The sequence below is a fragment of the Proteiniclasticum ruminis genome (assembly GCF_900115135.1).
Classification (GTDB): Bacteria; Bacillota; Clostridia; order Clostridiales; family Clostridiaceae; genus Proteiniclasticum; species Proteiniclasticum ruminis_A.
This window is the reverse complement of the sequence record NZ_FOVK01000001.1, coordinates 926,671-945,539: the sequence shown is the minus strand read 5'-3', so window position 1 is coordinate 945,539 and position 18,869 is coordinate 926,671. Positions and strand designations below refer to the sequence as shown.

The window sequence follows — 18,869 nt, the reverse complement described above, 5'->3', positions numbered from 1 at the left end:
TAATGAACAAAAAGAATAAAGAAGTGCTGGAGATCCTATACCGGACTCATCCGGATGCAAAATGTGAGCTCCAGCATGAAACGCCGCTTCAGCTACTGATAGCAACGATACTGTCGGCACAGGCGACGGATAAAAAAGTGAATGAAGTTACAGAGAAGATGTTTCAGAAGTATAAGACACTGGAAGACTTCCTGCAGATGACCATGGAGGAGCTTGAAAGCTACATTAAAGTCATAGGGCTTTACAGATCCAAGGGAAGTAATCTGATGAAGCTTTTTCCGATCCTGAAGGAGAAACATGGCGGAGAAGTCCCCCGCACCATGGAAGAGCTGGTTTTACTTCCTGGTGTAGGCAGAAAAACTGCCAATGTCGTTCTATCCAATGCCTATGGCGTTCCAGCCATTGCCGTAGATACCCATGTGTTCCGTGTGGCAAACCGCATTGGCATCGTCAAAGAAGAAACCGTAGAAAAAACAGAAGAATCTTTGATGAAGAAGCTGGACAAAAATCTATGGATTGATGCGCATCACCTGCTCATTTTCCACGGAAGAAGAATCTGCACTGCCAGATCGCCTCAGTGCGGAGCATGCCCTCTCAATCATCTCTGCACCTACTACAAGAAGAATAAAAAGACGCTGATGCCAAAAGAGAAGTAGGCGTATTTTCGGAAGGATGTGAGCCTGTTGAAATCAAAACAAACCATCGGAACCCTGATTGCCGCCAATGGGCTGATTCTTCTGACCCTATTTATGCTCTTCGGTCTGTCTTATTTTTTTGCGTTTATGGCACAGCGCTTCGGAAGTGAGTTTCTTCTGGAAAGCAATGGTGCGTCTACTGTGGTTATGGCAGGTCTATCCGCACTCATGCTGTTTTTTTATGCATCGTACACCAAGAAAGCGTATTTCAATGTGCTGGCTTTCTCGTTCTTTTTTGGTTCCATCATCGAATACAGCAACAGGTTCTTCCTCATCGACGGCAGAATCAGCTCTATTTTTCTGGGGTTTTACCTCATCATGCTGATCATGCTGATATTTACAATGTCAGCCGCTTTTTCATACAATGAAGTGATCCGGATCAATATGAAAGTTATGGTATGGTCTATCCTTGTGATACTCATAGCCTTTACCGTACTCAACTACTACGTGTTCAAGGATGCTGTGGTTTTCCAGGATTCCAGTCTGAAGGTCTTCGAGCTTATGATGCTTGCAACGGTTCCTCTTCTGGGCGGATGGTATTACCATACCTTTTTCACGAAAAAGAATGTCATGAATTTATCTGTCTATTATACGAGTCTTCTTTATTTTGCAGCAGTTTTCACAGAGAGCCTGGCAGTGGAGTTTTCAGATTCAAGACTTTTCTTTGTATCAGACAGGCTCATGCTTTTCACCTACAGCACATTTCTCGTATTTGTACCTGTGGCTTTCTACAGGATCATAAAAGAGAAAGATGCCATGATTCTGAAAACAAATGAACTGAAGCAGAGTCTTTTTATGTTTTTTAAGTCGGCAGAGTATAACGAGAATATCACGGTGTTTGTGAACTCGAAATATGAAATTCTGTATGCCAATGCAAAATACAAGCAGTTCTTCAATCATTACAGAAAATATCTGGATTCATACTTATCAGGATATATCCGAGAAAAGTACGAAGTCATCAAATACAATATGAACTATTCTGCTTCCATGAAACTGGAGATGGAAGGGAAACAGTATATTTTGGATGTGGATGTGGTTTATCTTGAACAGGACACAGAAGAGATTTTCTGTATCACAGCCAAAGATATCACGGTCATCAGAGCAATGCAGGAATCTCTGGAACGGTCTGAGTACAAATATCGTAGTTTCTTCAATCTCATTCCGGATTTCATTTTTCTTTATGATATCGGGAAAAACAGAGTCATTGAAGCAAATGACATGGTATACAATGACTTCAAAAACATCCCAAACAACCGGTTTGTCAGGAATCCCATGGAAGAGCGATTCATGGGGCTTTCCTATAGAGAACTCAGCGAAATCGGCAATAAAATCCAGTATGGAGAAATTCTGAAACTTGATATCCTCAAGGTGAAGGACCAGAAAGGACAGGATGTATACGTTGAACCGAATTTCCGTCTCATCAGTGTAGAAAAAGACAAGTGGCAGATGCTGGTTTTCTTAAGAAATGTGACAAATTCCGTGAAGCTCCATGAGCTGAGGATAGAAAATGAGGCGAATCTTCGAAAACTCTATATCGCTGCTGAGAATGAGAAAATGTTCAATGAGTTCTTTGCTAATATGTCCCATGAACTTCGTACACCCATCAATGTCATACTCTCAGCACTGGATATGATGGAAATCTCTGGGTTTGACGCGGAAAAAGGAGAAAAGTATGCGGGGCTCATCAGACACAACTCGTATAGACTGCAGCGTATTGTCTCGAATATTCTGGACATCACAAAAGTGGATTCTGGATTCTACAAACTGAATATGCATAATTATGACATTGTCACCTTCACAGAGGACACGGTGATGTCCATTCTTCATTATGCGGAAAACAAAGGACTGAAGATTATTTTTGACACGGAAGTGGAAGAACATGTCGTACAGTTCGATCTTCCATCCATGGAACGGGTACTGCTCAATTTGCTAAGCAATGCCATTAAGTTCACCAAAGATGGAGGAACAATATTTGTGAATCTCACCATGGATGAAGAAGCGGGAAAGATTTTTATTGATGTGAAAGACACGGGTATTGGGATTGCTCCTGAAAATGTGGATACAATTTTTGACAGGTTTATTCAGGTGAACAAATCTACCACCAGAGATAATGAGGGAACGGGAATTGGTCTGTCCATTGTAAAGAAACTTATGAATCTCATGGGTGGAGATTGTGTGGTGGAAAGCCAGCTTCATGTTGGGACCACATTCCGTCTCATTCTTCCTGATGTAAGAATTCCAGGAGAATCGGATTCCGGCAGCATTATTGATTTCTATGAGAAAACGACAAATCGAGTGGACATTGAGTTTTCCGATCTTCAGACTTCAGACAGGTAGCTTGAAAAAGCTGCCTTTTTTATTTTCTGTAAGCGATTAACCATGATTCTATGGTCTTGAAAGAAAAAATGATTGGTGCAATAATGGAATTTAGAGTTTCAATGTATAAGAAAATGGAGTGTAGATAATGAAGATTGGTGTAATCATGGGTGGTATTTCCAGTGAAAGGGAAGTTTCCCTGTCTTCCGGCAGAGAAATACTGAATCATATTAATTTTAATGGTTATGAGGGTGTTGAGATTATCCTGGATACCAAAACAGACATATTTGAAAAAGTAAAAGGAATTGATTTTGCTCTCCTGGCTCTTCATGGTAAATATGGAGAAGATGGAACCGTTCAGAGCATTCTGGATTCGTTAGAGATTCCATATTCTGGGTGTGGTATGCTCTCCAGTGCTCTCTGTATGGATAAAGACCTGACAAAGACAGTGCTCAGAAATCATGGGGTAAGGACAGCGGAGTGGTTTGTTGTAAAAAATGCTGCAGAGGTAACAAAAGAAATGGTGGAAGCACTAAAATATCCTGTGGTGGTGAAGCCGAATAGAGGCGGATCCTCTGTAGCCACATTCATCTGTAAATCCTTCGATGAAGTTGTTGAAGGAGTCAAAGAAGGACTGAAAGTTGATTCTGAGGTCATGGTGGAAGAGTTTATCAAAGGAGATGAAATCACAGTGCCGATCCTGGACGGTGAGGCTTTGCCAACTCTGATCATTAAGCCTGTGAAGGGAGGTTTTTTTGATTATCAGTCCAAATATGAGGATGGTGGAGCGGAGGAAGTGATCATAGAATATGAAGAAGCGCTTCAGTCCGAAATCAATGATCTGGCGTTGACAACATTCTCTGCATTGAAATGTGATGTCTACGCCCGAGTGGATTTTATTGTCAGAGATGGAGTGCCCTATCTTCTGGAAATCAACACACTTCCAGGCATGACGAGAACCTCCTTGTTCCCAAAGAGTGCTAAGGGCATAGGGCTCAGCTATCAAGGCCTCTTGGACCGTATCATACAGTCTTCATTAAAGCTTCGCGCAAAATAGATGAATTAAAAAACCTCTCCTTCATTCTGGAGAGGTTTCAGACTGTAGACAAAGCATCTAAAGTGAAAACTTTAGATGCTTTTCTTTTATTATCTTTTTGCCAGTTCAATAATGAGGTCATAAGTAGCTTTCAAAGACTCCATATGGGTTCTTTCGTAACCATGGGAAGCGAACACCCCGGGGCCGATGAGCCCAGCGCGAATATCATATCCGGATCCTAAAGCAGCGGAGGCGTCGGAACCATAGAAGGGATAAATATCAGTAGCGTAGGGAATCTGATTCTCTTTACAGATGCTCTCCATGGTTCTTCTCAGTTCATAATCATAAGGGCCAGAGCTGTCCTTTGCACAGATGTTCACTTTGTACTCAGAGCTGTTCTGATTGTTTCCAGGGGCACCCATGTCCACAGCAATAAACTCTGTAAGATGCTCTGGTAAAGCAGCTTTGGCTCCATGTCCCACTTCTTCATAATTCGAGATGAAGAAGTGGATGGTTTTTTCTAGTGGAACGGACTTCAATGCTGAAATGGCTTCCAGAAGGACAGCCACACTGGCCTTATCATCCAGATAACGGGACTTGATGAAGCCTTTTTCTGTAAACTGAAGTTTCGGGTCAATAAAAACAAAATCACCTACTTCAATCCCCAGAGCACTTACATCGGATGCATTGAAGACTTTTTCATCCAGGACAATTTCCATAGTGTCCTGCTTTCTTTCCAGAGATCTTGCTTCCTGTCCATCTATGTGAACGGAGGGTTTGATGGTCTGAATTGTGCCTGAGTATGTCTTTCCGGTGGATGTCATCACAGTGCAGTTTTCGGACTCCAGTGTATTATACATATATCCGCCGATGAGTGTGAACTCCAAGGTGCCCTTGTTCTTCAAAGATTTCACCATGGCACCCAGTGTATCCACATGGGCGGAAAAAAGCCTGCCTTCTTCGGATTTTCCAGGCAGTGTAACCAGGACAGCGCCCTTTGTTGTTGTCTTGAAGGGTACTTCCATAGAGTTCAGAGTGTTTTCGATGTACTTCATCACATCCACATGGTAGCCTGTGGGGCTGTGAATCTCAATCAATGATTTCAGCGTTTCTCTTACAGTAGTTTCAAAAGCCATAATAATACCTCCTAGCTTAGTTACCTCTATCCTATCGTAAATGCTGTTTTCTGTATAGAACACTCCAGAGCATTTTCTGTACTGCTGCCGAAAGAACTGTCAGCAGCAAATGACTTGTTCATAAAATTAACAAACAAATGTAATTTTTTTGTGAAGTATTTTTCAGATTCTGTGGTAAAATAAAGCTACTTGGAATTGAAAGGCAAATGAAATCGCATGAAGGAGGAAGGGATTACCCAACAGTATATGAAGAAAAAATTAATTGCAGCTATTATACTTGTACTTACATTATCTGGGGCTGGAACCATGGCTTACAGAAGTTATGCCCTGGAAAAAGAATGGGAGAAACAGGAGGCGATTCATGTATCCGCGGTGGAAACAGCGCGAAAAATGGAAGAAGCCCAAAATAAAAAAGTCATTGCAGAGTGGCAGGATAAGGTGTATCCGGGTGTTTCTGTTATGGGAGAAGACCTTTCAGGAATGACACTTCCTGAGGTGAAAAGTCTTCTGGAGACAAAGATACTTGAAGCGGTTAAAACCAATACTTTAACCGTTGTTGTTAAAGACCGGGAGTTCAAACTCACTCTGGGGGATCTGGATCCAGTGCTTGATGTACAGTCTATCGCTGAAGAAATAGTTTCGGAAGGGAAAGATTTAGAGGAAACAGAAAAGCTCCAGAGAATCTATTCAAAAACCATGGAAGAAGTGAAAGTTCCCTATACATACTCTGAAGAAAAGCTTACGGAGTATGTGAAGACGGTGGCTTCTGAAATCAATGTCAATGCAAAGAATGCAACCATCAAGAAAAGTGGAGATGGATTTGCTGTCACTGAGCATCAGACCGGTATGGTTTTGGAGGAAGAGAAGCTCATTGCCAGTCTTAAAGAAGTGTTGCCGAAGCTCGAGCCAGAAGTTAAGGTGGAAGCAGCTTTGGTGATTGATGAACCAAAGGTGACCTCAGATGCACTGAGAAAAATCGATGGAAGACTGTCCACATATACAACAAATTACTCCACATCAGCGGCTGGCAGAAAGCACAATGTTGGTTTTGCAGCATCATTAATCAACGGAACTGTGGTAATGCCAGGGGAGACTTTCAGCTATAACGCAGAAATTGGCCCCATCACCATTGCAGCAGGGTTTAGAAACGCTGGTATATTTGTGGGAGATAAGGTGGAAGAAGGCGTTGGTGGCGGACTTTGCCAAGTTTCCAGCACCCTCTATCAGGCAGCTCTTCACAGCAATATGGGGATTGAGCAGAGAAGAAACCACTCCATGGCGGTTGCTTATCTGAAACCAGGTATGGACGCTGTCGTATATGGTCCATATCTTGATCTCAAGTTCACGAACAATTATCCGAATCCTGTGTATATCCAGGCCTATGGAGACAACAATAATCTGAGCGTTTCCATTTATGGACATCAGGCGGATTTAGGCGGATACAGCTATAAAGTATTCAGTGAAACTACATCTGTATTGAAACCTGCCATGACAAAAGTGGATGATAATACACTGTTTGTTGGTGAAGAAGTGGTGGAAAAGAAGCCAGTGACGGGCTACACCTCAAAAACTTACAGACAGACCATCAAAGACGGTAAAGTAGTGAAGACTGAACTGATTTCTCAGGACAGTTACAGAAAAGTAGACGGAGTCACTCGTGTGGGAACAAAACCTAAAGAAACAGTTCCAGCACCAGCACCTGAAACTCCAGGATCAGAAGCACCAGAAACAGGAGCCAATGGTTAATAAGTAAATAAATGATAAGACTTTCCTTGTTTTTTCAGGGAAAGTCTTATTCATTTGTGATTGTAACCATAAATTTATAATTTACACACAACTCCTATGTTAAAATGAATAAGACAGCAGAAAATTGAAAGAACTTTCTTGAATTATTCAGGAATAAAGGAGCATCGCTAAATGGAATATGTAAAAAAGATTGAACAGAATGTGGAAAAAGTAATCATTGGTAAAAATAATGTCGTAAAAAATATTCTGAAGGGAATCCTAGCAGGAGGACATATCCTCATCGAAGATATCCCGGGAATCGGAAAGACCACTCTTGTGAAGGCTCTGGCCAAGAGTTTAAATCTCAGCTATTCCAGAATCCAGTTCACACCAGACCTTCTGCCTTCAGACATCTTGGGGGTATCCATTTACAATCAGAAAGAGATGAGTTTTGAGTTCCGCAAAGGGCCTGTTTTTGCAAATGTGGTCTTGGCTGATGAGATCAACCGTACGTCGCCCAAAACCCAGGCAGCGCTTTTGGAAGTCATGGAGGAAACTCAGGTTTCTGAAGGGAACAAGAGTTATTTACTAGAAAGACCATTTTTTGTCATGGCCACCCAGAACCCCATCGAGTACGAAGGAACCTTCAATTTGCCGGAAGCTCAGCTGGACAGATTCATGATCCGTATCAAAATGGGGTATCCTTCCATTCAAGATGAAATGCATATCCTTCGGAACACTAGGGAGGAGATTCCCATTGAAAATATTGGACCAGTGGCTTCCAAAGAAGATGTGATGATGCTTCAGCGAAAAACCAGAGAAGTGAAGGTTACGGAAGGCATCTACAAGTATATTGTGGATATTGTCAAAGAAACAAGAGAAAGTAAGTTTTTTGCACTCGGAGCAAGTCCCAGAGCGTCCATTGCCCTCATGCGAATCAGTCAGGCTTCAGCCCTGATGCAGGGGAGAAACTATGTGATTCCAGAGGATGTGAAGGAGAATGCGGGAATGGTCCTGGCCCACAGACTGATTCTATCATCTTATGCCAGAGGACAAGGCAGCAGTGCCTATGAAGCTGTGCAGCTCATAGTCGCCTCTGTGGAGCCTCCAAGAATGGATGCATAGCCATGAAGATGGATTTTAGGTTTATCATCGGTCTTCTGATTTCTTTCTTGCTTTATTACACCATTGGTGGGATTGTGTTCACGTCACTATATTTCATCATGGTCAGCATGTTTGTTCTAGGGGTGGCTTATATTACGGTTTTCTCAGGAAAAGTATCCGGTAAACTGACCTATATGAAGGACAGATATGAAGTCTTTGAGACAGGGAAGCTGAACCTTCAGATTTTCAACGATTCAAGGCTTTTTCTCCCTTATGTCACCGCAATCAACCAATATACCGAAATAGAGACCCGGAGCGTCAGTGCAAGGAACAGGGCGCAGATCATGTTTCATTTCTATTTCCCCAAGAGAGGAACCTATGAATTTCAGAATCTGAGTCTGGAGATTCGGGATTTTTTCAATATTTTCACCGTCAGAAAAAATCTGAGAAATGAAAGCGTGAGGGTATACCCTAAATCCAGGGTGCTTCCGGAAACTCTCTTTGAACTTGGTGTGGGCAGCGAAGGAATCAAACATTCCAGGTCAAATCTGGAAGATCCTCATATGATACGGGAAATGAGAAGATATAATGTAGGAGACAGTCTGAAACGGATCAACTGGAAGGTTTCTGCGAAATATGGAGAGCTTTATGTCCGTCGAGGAGAACAGAACAAAGGGATTGATTACCTCCTTGTCATTGATATGTGTGAAGAGATTTACAGATTGGATCAGGATGGGGCAAAAGAAGAGGCATTGATTGCCGAAGCTCTTGCAGTGTCAGCTCTTCTTCTGAAGGAAGGGAAGGAACATAAAGTTGTGATCAATGGATTAGAAAGGAAAGAGTTTGATCTTCGAAGAATGAGCCAGCATGAGGCTCTGGTGGAGTATATGGTGGATCATGATTCCACCGGGAAAAAGCCGATGCAGGACTTTATGAACGAGAAAACAGATTTATTTCAAAGTGCTTCTTCCATTATCCTTTTCACAGGCAACAGAAGCCCGCTGCTGACCAAGGTGGTGTTGAAGCTGAAAGATAAATACAATGCCATCACTTGGTTTGCGGTGGAGGATGACCTGAAAAAAGATGCGGACTATGAAGGAATCACACTGAAATATATAGGGGAATAAGTATGAGCCAATTAAAAAATAAAGTCATTCCATTGGTGATCATTTTTTTTAATATGATCATCATGGGGATGGTCATGGAAAGTGCATATTTTATTGAAGGATTCAGGCATACAGAGATTATGGCGTTCGCATTGCTGCCAGTTCTCTTGACTTTGGGTTTTTTGGGGATGCTGAAAGGAGAGAACCTTTATTACCGGATTGGTTTCTTTTTGCTCGGTGCAGTATCAGCATACTTTCTTTACCATGCCGTGAAAACTATTGATCTAATGCAGATTCCCTCAGATATCGCAGTCATCAACGCCACCATCATGGATGGCCTGAGCATTCAGTTCATCGACTTTCTTAATGTGCTGAAAGTCATGATGCTCACTGGGGCGGTGATACTGAGCTTAACTTTGTACATTTTTCCATACAATATGGTGATTCTGGATATGGGGCTGCTCCTGTTTCTATGGATCGTAGATTATTATGGCAATACCTATGAGTATGCCAGATTTTTTGTTCCTGTGTGGGCATTCAGTCTTCTTTTCTACAGAACAACTCTTGTGGATCAGGAAGCTAAAGTGCTTAAGGTAAATCGGAACAGAAGACTCGTCGAAGCTGTGGTGCTTACGCTCATCATCACAATTGGATCTGCATTTATTGATGTGGAAGCAAAGGGAATTTATTCTGATAGACTTTTCAATTATTTCAACGGTCAGGTTGTGCCTCAGGGAAGCATTACGGGCTCAAGCATCAGAGATCCCTTCGGCATTGCGATGACGGGGTATAATGACTCAGAAACACTTCTCGGAGGGGACATCACCATCAGTGAAGATGAGGTGATGAGAGCCTTTGGTGAGGAGCCTATCTATTTACGGGGAACTGTGAGGACTGAATACTTAGGAGACCGCTGGGCTAGAGATGTGATTGAATATGAGCCCAATGGAAACCTCTCTCCAGAAAAAACAGCGTATTATGAGCGGTTGACAGTTAATGAGGATCTCAGAAGAATAGAGATCAGACCCATAGTGGAAATGACATCAAACCTTTTCAGCGGCATATATACAAAAGAAGTCGCATTCTCCAATAACTTGGCACTTCTCTTCTATAATGATGAAAGAAGCACCTACACAAGCAATAAAACTGTCATCAACAATTATGATATTACTTACTTCAGAGAAGATCTTATCGAGGATCATATCAGAAGATTACCGAAGAATGTCCACGCCTCAGATTTCTACATGAAGTACAGTCCTTATCTGCAGATCCACAGCACGTTGACACCAAGAACGGTGGATCTTGTGAACAGCCTTGTGGATGACTCCATGCGTAACTATGAAAAAGCGGAGGTGCTGACAAACTATCTTAGAGAGAATTACAGCTACACCCTCACGCCAGGAGCACTCCCGGAAAATACAGATTTCGTGGATTACTTTCTGTTTGAAGTACAAGAAGGATACTGTGTTTATTTTGGTACAGCACTGACCGTTATGCTTCGGATAGCGGGAGTACCCACCCGATATGTGGAAGGATTCAAAATGTCGGAAGAGGTTGTCGATGGAGAGTATATCATACGAAACAGTGATGCCCATGCCTGGACTGAGGTGCTCATTGACGAAGAAAATGATATCTGGCAGATTTTTGATGCAACAGGAACTCCTCGGGAGCTGATTTATGGAGAAGAGCCGGAAGAAGAAAATCCAGAAGGTGAAGAAGGGGTGGAAACACCATCTGAAACGCCAGAAACTGAAGTTCCACAAGAAGAGGAAGGTACGGATACTCCAGGACAAAGTCTGGAAGAGCAGAAGGTAGAGCGGACCAGAAGAAATGTGATCCTTCTTATTATTGGGCTTCTTTCATTAGTGGCTGCGTCAAGGGCAGCATATAAGAAGATGAAGCGTCAGAGGATGATAAACAGCGGATCTCTAAAACCTTATTTCAGAGAAATGCTGAAGCTTTTCTCATTCATCTATTACAGGAAAGAACCAGGAGAAACTTATTTGGAGATGGCAGCCAGAATCAAAGATGAGGAGATCCGAACTCAGATGGAGACACTTGTTTCAGAAGTCTATAAAGAAGAGTTCAGTGGAGAACCTGGTGAGTTTACTCAAAGACAGGAGTTTTATGAAGATGTATACGGTATCGTGAAGGATTATCGTGGTCCAATCTTTGCTTTCATGAAAAAGCATTTTCTGTAATATGATATGATAGTAGAAATGAGGCCAGGAGGATATAGAATGTATAAAATGATTTGTATTGATATTGATGGAACACTGATCCGTGACGATCTGACTGTTTCAGAACGGGTAAAAGATGCGGTAAGAAAAGCTAAAGAAAAGGGGATTGTGGTAGCGCTCAGCACAGGTAGAATGCATCAGAGCGCATTGCAGTATTCGGATGAACTGGGACTTACAGACCCCATTGTATCTTCGAACGGAGCTTACGTCAGTGACCGTGACAGAGAAACAATCTATTACGAAGAGAACTTGGCTCTTGAAGATATACTCAGCATAGATGAAACGTTGAAAAAATTCGATACCAGAATCAACTGGTACAACCATGGAACCATGTACGTGGCGGAGTACAGAGACTATGTCGGCCGTTATGAAAGGCTTAGCAAAACACTTCCAGAGAATCGGAGGATCCATATCCGATACATCAATGAGGAGTTCACCTTGAAAGATATTTTATCTGAGACAGGAAATACCATACAAAAAGGAATTGTGTTCCCTTCCATGGATAAGATTGCTTCCATCAAAGAAGAAGTGATGAAAAACAAGAGAGTGAAAGTTGTAAGCTCCGGTGCAGATAATGTGGAGTTCACCTCCTACAAGGCGGACAAAGGACTGGGTGTGCTGGCTTTAGCAAGAGAGCTGGGTATTCATGCAGAAGAGATTATTGCCGTGGGAGATTCAGAAAATGATCTGCCTATGCTTCAGGTTGTTGGAATGCCTGTGGCCATGGGGAATGCCATGGAAAGTGTTTTCCCTTATGTAAAACATATCACGGAAAGCAATATGAATGATGGCGTTGCCACATTAATTGAGAAATTCATATTGAACGAGGGGTAGTTAAGTGATCAATATCGTTTTATTCAGACCAGAAATACCACAAAATACGGGGAATATTGGGAGAACTTGCGTACTTACGGGGGCGAAGCTTCATCTTATCGGCCCAATGGGCTTCCACATTGATGATAAAACTGTAGCAAAAGCAGGGCTGGACTACTGGAAGGAACTTGATGTGACGCTTTACGGCAGTTATGAAGAATTGAGAGAGAAGTACCCTGATGCTACCTTTTATTTTTCCAGTACCAAAGGAAAAAAGTTTCATTCTGAGGTTAAGTTTCAGGATAATGACTTCATTGTTTTTGGAAGAGAGTCCAGTGGGCTGCCGGAGTATATTATGTCGGAAAACCAGGAGCAGCTGTTCAGGATACCTATGATTGAGACCACAACAAGAAGTCTGAATCTGTCGAATACTGTAGCTATTGTAGCTTATGAAGCATTGAGGCAAATGGAATATCCAAACATGGTATAAATATATAAAGTGGGCAATGTATTACCAAAAGAACTGGTTTTCAATGGGTTTGAAAATCGGTTCTTTAATTTTCAGTGTAAACGATATAGGTTTATTCACTATTTGTTCATAATTAAAATGCGGTTTTCAAAAAAAACACGTACATTACGGCATTTCAGAGACGATAATAGTTGTGGTTTTTTTGTAAAAAAGATATAATAAGACCAACGACATTAAAGTCGAACGAATTATTTGGAGGGTTTTTTAATGAAAAAAATGCTTGCAATTGTTATGTCAATCTTGATGGTTGGTATGATCATGGTTGGTTGCGGATCTAAGTCTGAAGGCGAAGGCTCAGGATTCGAAATTGCTCTGATCACCGACAAGGGAAATATTGACGACAAGTCATTCAACCAGGGTTCATGGGAAGGTGTAGTTGAGTTTGCAGAAGCCAACAACATCACTCATAAGTACTACAAGCCAGAAGAAGCTTCTGATGCTGGATACCTTGCATCCATCGATCTTGCTGTAACTGGTGGAGCAAAAGTAATCGTTACTCCTGGATTCCTTTTTGAAGTGCCAATCTATGAAGCACAGACAAAGTACCCAGAAGTGAAGTTCATCCTTCTTGATGGAGCACCTCATACAGCTGACTACGCTACTTTCAAAACTGAAAAGAACGTTGCATCTGTAATGTACTCTGAAGAACAGTCCGGTTTCCTTGCTGGATATGCTGCTGTAATGGACGGCATGACAAAGCTTGGATTCATGGGTGGTATGGCTGTACCAGCTGTACAGGCTTTCGGTTATGGATACCTTCAGGGAGCTGAAGCAGCAGCAGCAGAGCTTGGACTTGCTGATGGTGCTATCGAAGCAATCTATCACTACACAGGAAACTTTGAAGAAAACGACACCAACAAGGCTACAGCTAAGACCATGTACCAGGAAGGCATCGAAGTAATTTTCGCTGCTGGTGGAGCAGTTGGTAAGTCTGTAATGTCCGCAGCTTCTGAATCCGATGCTAAGGTAATCGGTGTTGACGTTGACCAGAGATATGACAGCGAAACTGTTATCACTTCTGCTACCAAGGGACTTGCTGCATCTGTAGTTGCTGTTCTTGATGCAATCTACAAGTCAAACAGCTGGGATACCTATGGTGGAGTAACCACATACTTCAACGCTGCCAATGACGGTGTTGGTCTTCCAACCATCGTTATCGGAGATGACAAGGCTGATGCATTCGACAGATTCGAAAAGTTCGACAAAGCTGCATACGATAAAGAATTCGCTAAGCTTGCTGATGGATCTGTAGTGCCAGTTAGAAACATTGAAGTTGCAGCTGAAACTGGATATGCGACTGCTGAAGAGCTTGTTGCAGGTCTTGGACTGGCTAAGGTTAAGGTTTCTGTAAGATAGTAAGGTAAAGCATTCATGTCATAGTGGCCTTTGCCTTATGCAAGTATGAGTTATCAATGGGGGAAGGCGTGAGTTTTCCCCCATTTTCCAACTAAAAAATAAAGTGATAATGAGAGGTTAAAGTGGAAAATTATATTATTGAAATGAAAAATATAACAAAAGAATTCCCCGGTATTATCGCGAACGACAATATAACCCTCAACTTGAAAAGAGGTGAGGTTCACGCACTGCTTGGTGAGAATGGTGCAGGGAAATCTACGCTGATGAGCGTCCTCTTTGGATTGTATCAGGCAGAAAAAGGCGAAATTCTGAAAGATGGGAAGGTCGTCAAGATCAATAACCCAAATGATGCCAATGCATTGGGAATTGGAATGGTTCATCAGCACTTCAAGCTGGTGGAGATTTTTACTGTGCTTGAGAATATCATTCTGGGTGTTGAGCCAAATAAAATGGGCTTCCTTCAAAAGGCTGAAGCACGTAAGAAAGTTGTCGAATTAAGCGAAAAATATGGTCTTAAAGTAAACCCGGATGCAGTAATTGAAAAAATATCCGTAGGTATGCAGCAGAGAGTGGAAATTCTTAAAATGCTCTACAGAGAAAACGAAATTCTCATCTTTGACGAGCCAACGGCTGTTCTTACACCACAGGAAATAGAAGAACTTCTGCAGATTATGAGAGGCTTTGCTGAGGAAGGAAAATCTATTCTGTTTATCACGCATAAACTGAATGAGATCAAAGCAGTAGCAGATCGCTGTACTGTTCTGCGTAAAGGTAAATATATTGGTACCGTCGATGTAAAGGATACCACGAAGGAAGAGCTTTCGAAAATGATGGTTGGACGTGACATCAGCTTCAGCGTTGAGAAGACACCAGCAGAACCTAAGGATGTTGTGTTGTCTGTGCGTAATGTCACAGTACCCAGCAAGACCCATAAGAATAATGCAGTGAAGAATGTTTCTTTCGATGTAAGAGCGGGTGAAATTGTATGCTTAGCAGGAATTGATGGAAATGGTCAGACTGAGTTTGTGTCTGCCCTCACCGGACTTGAAAAAATGTCAGGTGGAACCATTTCTCTTCTTGGAAAGGATCTTACAAAATCATCCATCAGAGAGCGTTCTGTTGCAGGAATCAGTCATATTCCTGAAGACAGACATAAGCATGGTCTGGTTCTGGACTACAGCTTGGAGGAAAATCTGATCCTTCAAAGATACTGGCAGCCAGAATTCCAGAAAAACGGTTTCCTGAAATTTGATGCCATGAGAAAATATGCTGAGACCTTAATCAGCCGTTTTGATGTCCGCAGTGGGCAGGGACCCGTGACCCAGGTTAGAAGTATGTCTGGTGGTAATCAGCAGAAGGCCATCATTGCGAGAGAAATCGATAAGAAGCATGAACTTCTTGTGGCAGTACAGCCAACTAGAGGTCTTGATGTTGGTGCCATAGAATATATACACAAACAGCTTGTGGAAACAAGAGACAAAGGAAAAGGCGTACTTCTTGTTTCTCTGGAACTGGACGAAGTTATGGATGTCAGCGATCGTATACTCGTTATGTATGAAGGCGAGATTGTTGGTGAACTGGATCCTAAGAATACTACCGTGGAAGAACTCGGACTCTATATGTCCGGAGCCAAGCGGGATACTGTAAAGGAGACTAGTTATGCAGGATAAAAAGAATGCAAAAAGTTTTGGCGAAAAACTGAAAGATATGACGCACAGCAAAGGATTCTCCTCTTTTACAGCGGCACTTCTGGCCATTGTTCTAGGACTTGTGTTCGGATTCATTGTAATGCTTGTGGCAGATGCCGGTAATGCATTTAAAGGGTTTGAGAGTGTTGTGAGCGGAGGATTCCAGAGAATTGGAGATGTGTTCTATTTTGCAACTCCAATCCTGATGACCGGTCTTGCAGTTGGATTTGCCTTTAAAATGGGCCTTTTCAATATTGGTGCATCAGGCCAGTACACAATGGGTATGTTCTTTGCTCTTTATGTGGGATTCATGTGGGATCTGCCACAGGGAATTCACTGGGTAGTGGCTATCCTTGCAGGTCTCGTGGGTGGTATGATCTGGGGATTCATTCCTGGTATCTTCAAAGCACTTCTGAATGTAAATGAAGTAATTACATCCATTATGTTCAACTATATTGGTATGTATCTGGTGGATATGCTGATTCAAGGGAATGGAACCATGTATGTTTCTTCCACAACAAGAACCAATTATCTGCCAAAGCATGTGCAGATTCCAACGCTAGGTGTGGAAGGTTCCAATGTGAATTTTGGTATTATTTTTGCGGTGATCATCGGCGTTATTCTTTATATCGTCCTTCAGAAGACCACCTTTGGATATGAACTGAAGGCCACGGGATTCAATAAAACTGCAGCGGATTACGCAGGTATGAAGGGAAAGAGAAATATCATCCTGACCATGGTCATTGCTGGTGGTCTGGCGGGCTTAGGTGGTGCTTTCGCCATATTGGCTCCTTCAGCCATTGCAGGAAGCAGTATGACTTATGAACCAATCAATATCATCGCCGCCAACGGATTCAATGGTATTGCGGTAGCACTTCTCGGAAGTGCACATCCCATTGGCATCATTTTCTCCTCAGTGTTTATTTCTCATATCCAGAGAGGTGGAACACTGGCGAGCCTTCATGGGTTTAAGCCTGAGATCATCGATGTGGTTATTGCCGTTATTATTTACTTCTCTGCATTTGCTATGATTATGAACGCAGGCTTTGCAAAGTTCTTGAAGAACTTAAGAGAAAGAAGGCATAAAGTCTCTGAAGCAAAGAGTATTGGGGATAAAGATGCGTCCAGCAATACAAAGGAGGCAAAATAATGGAAACTTTATATTATCTCATACAAAATATGCTTCCAGTAGCAATTCCTCTTCTTCTTGTAGCTTTGGGCGGAATGTTCAGTGAGAGAAGCGGTGTGATTAATATCGGTCTTGAAGGTATCATGCTCTTCGGAGCCTACTTCGGCGCTCTGTATGTTTATAATGTTCAGGGCACAGGGATGGGACCTCAGACGATACTCCTCACTGGAATGCTGGTTGCGGCAGTTGCTGGATTTATTTACTCACTGCTGCTCTCCTTTGCAGCTGTGACCATGAAGGCCAATCAGACCATTACAGGTACATCTTTGAATATGCTGATTCCAGCCTTGGTACTCTTATTCTCTAAGATGTTCTTCAATTCTGATGGTGTTACGACAAATGTGAGATTCTTTATAAGAAGTGTACCAGGACTGGGTGATATTCCAGTAATTGGGCCACTGTTCTTCCAGAATACTTATATTACGGTTTATATTGGTCTGGTTTTCCTTGTGATTGCAACCATAATTTTCTATAAAACCAGATTTGGTCTAAGACTGAGAGCCTGTGGAGAACATCCACAAGCTGCAGATTCTGTAGGAATCAATGTTTATGTCATGAGATATGCTGGAGTGAGCATTTCGGGTATCCTTGGCGGTATCGGAGGATTCTTCTACTCCATCGGTGTATTGGATGGAAATATCAACGGTCATACAGGAGTTGCCGGATTTGGATTCCTTGCTTTGGCTGTTATGATTTTTGGTCAGTGGAAACCAATACGGATTTTTGGAGCTGCACTGTTCTTTGCATTCTTAAGAACTCTTGCTTACTCTGTTTCACTGATTCCATTCCTGAACAACCTTGGCATCAATCAGACCTACTATAAGATGCTTCCCTATGTTGCGACTATGGTGGTTCTTGCCTTCACATCCAAGAAGTCTAGAGCGCCTAAAGCAGAGGGTATCCCATACGATAAATCTCAGAGATAAGCATCAAAAGCATCAGTTGTTTTTTAGCCTCCTGGACGAATGTTCAGGAGGTTTTTCTTGCATATTTTTTCTGGGGGGTATATAATCATAAAAAATGAAACTCCGTGAGAAAGAGAAGTACGTCAGTGAGGATTCTTAAAGAGAGTGGGAGATAGGTGGAACTTCCATAGAATTTCGTGACCGAATGGACTTTCTAGAGGCAGAGCGAACCTATAGAATCTATAGCAGTAGTATCTGACGGGTGCCCGCCGTTACAAGGGATAGGATATGTTAGTATCTGAAAATGAGATGCGTATTTTCAATACGCGAAATCAGGTGGCAACGCGAGTGACTTCGCCCTGTGTGGGTGGAGTCTTTTTTGTTGCCATTTTATTTTGAAAGGAGGAATCGGTATGTGGTGAAAGACAGCGATACTTAGTCATCAAAAAGACTGCTTCAATATGAATCTGAAAGGAATGTTAGATTATGAATGTAAAAAAAATGACGTATGCTGCCCTGCTGATTGCTCTTGGCTATATTCTTCACCAGCTGGTGCCAGGGGTGCCTTTTCTTGGTGGAATGAAGATGGATTTTCTTCTCGTGATGATGTTTCTCTCACTGCTTCTGATGGATACCTATAAAGAAGCGTTGGCGGTATCTCTGGTTTGTGGGATTATTACTGCCATGACTACAACATTTCCTGGAGGGCAAATTGCCAATCTTGTGGATAAAGTTATTACAGGAACTTTACTTTTTTCTGTACACAAGAACTTCTCTCACCTCATGAAACCAAAGAACGAAATACTCCTAGGGACATTATTTGGCACGCTGATCAGCGGGTTTATTTTCTTGTCAGTGGGACTTTATGTCAGTGGAGCGCCCATCTCATTCAGCGCGCTGTATATGGGGATTGTTCTTCCGACTTCAGTTCTCAATACAGGAGCTGCAGTGCTTCTTCATAAAGCCATGTCCATGTCTGGTGTCCGGAAAACCATCAGTTCTTAAAATTTTCTTAGTTTCCTCCATTTTAT

15 protein-coding genes and 1 other annotated feature are annotated in these 18,869 nt (G+C 42.2%); of the genes, 14 read left to right on the top strand and 1 reads right to left on the bottom strand.

Features of this window, described 5'->3' with window-relative positions:
- Positions 1–2: 2 nt before the first annotated feature.
- From nth to BM243_RS04375, 3 genes are all read left to right on the top strand, one after another.
- A complete protein-coding gene (nth, locus tag BM243_RS04385; protein WP_074910810.1) occupies positions 3–656 on the top strand; it encodes an endonuclease III in 654 nt (217 codons plus the stop codon).
- Between the two features lie 27 nt (positions 657–683).
- Positions 684–3,032 (top strand): ATP-binding protein, encoded by a 2,349-nt coding sequence (locus tag BM243_RS04380; protein WP_074910809.1) that lies wholly within the window; start codon positions 684–686, stop codon positions 3,030–3,032.
- Positions 3,033–3,159: 127 nt separating this feature from the next.
- A complete protein-coding gene (locus BM243_RS04375) occupies positions 3,160–4,068 on the top strand; it encodes a D-alanine--D-alanine ligase (RefSeq protein WP_074910807.1) in 909 nt (302 codons plus the stop codon).
- An 89-nt stretch (positions 4,069–4,157) separates the two neighbouring features.
- On the opposite strand, the gene BM243_RS04370 is transcribed toward BM243_RS04375, so the two are convergent.
- Positions 4,158–5,183 carry a M42 family metallopeptidase gene (locus tag BM243_RS04370; RefSeq protein WP_074910805.1) on the bottom strand — a complete coding sequence of 342 codons (1,026 nt, stop codon included), beginning with the start codon at positions 5,181–5,183 and terminating at the stop codon, positions 4,158–4,160.
- A gap of 246 nt (positions 5,184–5,429) precedes the next feature.
- On the opposite strand from BM243_RS04370, the gene BM243_RS04365 reads away from it, so the two are divergent.
- From BM243_RS04365 to BM243_RS04315, 11 genes are all read left to right on the top strand, one after another.
- A complete protein-coding gene (locus tag BM243_RS04365; protein ID WP_074910804.1) occupies positions 5,430–6,929 on the top strand; it encodes a VanW family protein in 1,500 nt (499 codons plus the stop codon).
- 171 nt (positions 6,930–7,100) lie between these two features.
- The gene (locus BM243_RS04360) at positions 7,101–8,033 is read left to right on the top strand and encodes an AAA family ATPase (protein ID WP_074910802.1); all 933 of its coding nucleotides are present in this window, start codon (positions 7,101–7,103) and stop codon (positions 8,031–8,033) included.
- Positions 8,034–8,035: 2 nt separating this feature from the next.
- Complete coding sequence (locus BM243_RS04355; protein WP_074910800.1) at positions 8,036–9,139, top strand: DUF58 domain-containing protein; 1,104 nt, start codon at positions 8,036–8,038, stop codon at positions 9,137–9,139.
- 2 nt (positions 9,140–9,141) lie between these two features.
- Positions 9,142–11,319 (top strand): transglutaminase-like domain-containing protein, encoded by a 2,178-nt coding sequence (locus BM243_RS04350; protein ID WP_074910799.1) that lies wholly within the window; start codon positions 9,142–9,144, stop codon positions 11,317–11,319.
- 39 nt (positions 11,320–11,358) lie between these two features.
- On the top strand, positions 11,359–12,192 hold the full coding sequence (locus BM243_RS04345) for a Cof-type HAD-IIB family hydrolase (protein ID WP_074910797.1): 834 nt from the start codon (positions 11,359–11,361) through the stop codon (positions 12,190–12,192).
- A gap of 4 nt (positions 12,193–12,196) precedes the next feature.
- Positions 12,197–12,661 carry a tRNA (cytidine(34)-2'-O)-methyltransferase gene (locus BM243_RS04340; protein WP_074910796.1) on the top strand — a complete coding sequence of 155 codons (465 nt, stop codon included), beginning with the start codon at positions 12,197–12,199 and terminating at the stop codon, positions 12,659–12,661.
- A gap of 246 nt (positions 12,662–12,907) precedes the next feature.
- On the top strand, positions 12,908–14,056 hold the full coding sequence (locus BM243_RS04335; protein ID WP_074910794.1) for a BMP family lipoprotein: 1,149 nt from the start codon (positions 12,908–12,910) through the stop codon (positions 14,054–14,056).
- 122 nt (positions 14,057–14,178) lie between these two features.
- A complete protein-coding gene (locus BM243_RS04330; RefSeq protein WP_074910793.1) occupies positions 14,179–15,726 on the top strand; it encodes an ABC transporter ATP-binding protein in 1,548 nt (515 codons plus the stop codon).
- Complete coding sequence (locus BM243_RS04325) at positions 15,716–16,894, top strand: ABC transporter permease (RefSeq protein WP_074910791.1); 1,179 nt, start codon at positions 15,716–15,718, stop codon at positions 16,892–16,894. Before BM243_RS04330 ends, BM243_RS04325 begins: the two co-directional genes overlap by 11 nt.
- Positions 16,894–17,859, top strand: a complete 966-nt coding sequence (locus BM243_RS04320; protein WP_074910790.1) for an ABC transporter permease — start codon at positions 16,894–16,896, stop codon at positions 17,857–17,859. The genes BM243_RS04325 and BM243_RS04320 overlap by 1 nt, the downstream gene beginning before the upstream one ends.
- Before the next feature lie 95 nt (positions 17,860–17,954).
- Positions 17,955–18,203, top strand: a binding site (T-box leader).
- Between the two features lie 121 nt (positions 18,204–18,324).
- The gene (locus BM243_RS04315) at positions 18,325–18,843 is read left to right on the top strand and encodes a tryptophan transporter (protein ID WP_074910788.1); all 519 of its coding nucleotides are present in this window, start codon (positions 18,325–18,327) and stop codon (positions 18,841–18,843) included.
- Positions 18,844–18,869: the final 26 nt, after the last annotated feature.

Bases quoted from the DNA above. Each gene is read 5' to 3' on its own strand.
- nth (WP_074910810.1), top strand. From the start codon at position 3: ATGAACAAAAAGAATAAAGAAGTGCTGGAGATCCTATACCGGACTCAT.
- BM243_RS04375 (WP_074910807.1), top strand. From the start codon at position 3,160: ATGAAGATTGGTGTAATCATGGGTGGTATTTCCAGTGAAAGGGAAGTT.
- BM243_RS04370 (WP_074910805.1), bottom strand. From the start codon at position 5,183: ATGGCTTTTGAAACTACTGTAAGAGAAACGCTGAAATCATTGATTGAG.
- BM243_RS04365 (WP_074910804.1), top strand. From the start codon at position 5,430: ATGAAGAAAAAATTAATTGCAGCTATTATACTTGTACTTACATTATCT.
- BM243_RS04360 (WP_074910802.1), top strand. From the start codon at position 7,101: ATGGAATATGTAAAAAAGATTGAACAGAATGTGGAAAAAGTAATCATT.
- BM243_RS04355 (WP_074910800.1), top strand. From the start codon at position 8,036: ATGAAGATGGATTTTAGGTTTATCATCGGTCTTCTGATTTCTTTCTTG.
- BM243_RS04350 (WP_074910799.1), top strand. From the start codon at position 9,142: ATGAGCCAATTAAAAAATAAAGTCATTCCATTGGTGATCATTTTTTTT.
- BM243_RS04345 (WP_074910797.1), top strand. From the start codon at position 11,359: ATGTATAAAATGATTTGTATTGATATTGATGGAACACTGATCCGTGAC.
- BM243_RS04335 (WP_074910794.1), top strand. From the start codon at position 12,908: ATGAAAAAAATGCTTGCAATTGTTATGTCAATCTTGATGGTTGGTATG.
- BM243_RS04325 (WP_074910791.1), top strand. From the start codon at position 15,716: ATGCAGGATAAAAAGAATGCAAAAAGTTTTGGCGAAAAACTGAAAGAT.
- BM243_RS04320 (WP_074910790.1), top strand. From the start codon at position 16,894: ATGGAAACTTTATATTATCTCATACAAAATATGCTTCCAGTAGCAATT.
- BM243_RS04315 (WP_074910788.1), top strand. From the start codon at position 18,325: ATGAATGTAAAAAAAATGACGTATGCTGCCCTGCTGATTGCTCTTGGC.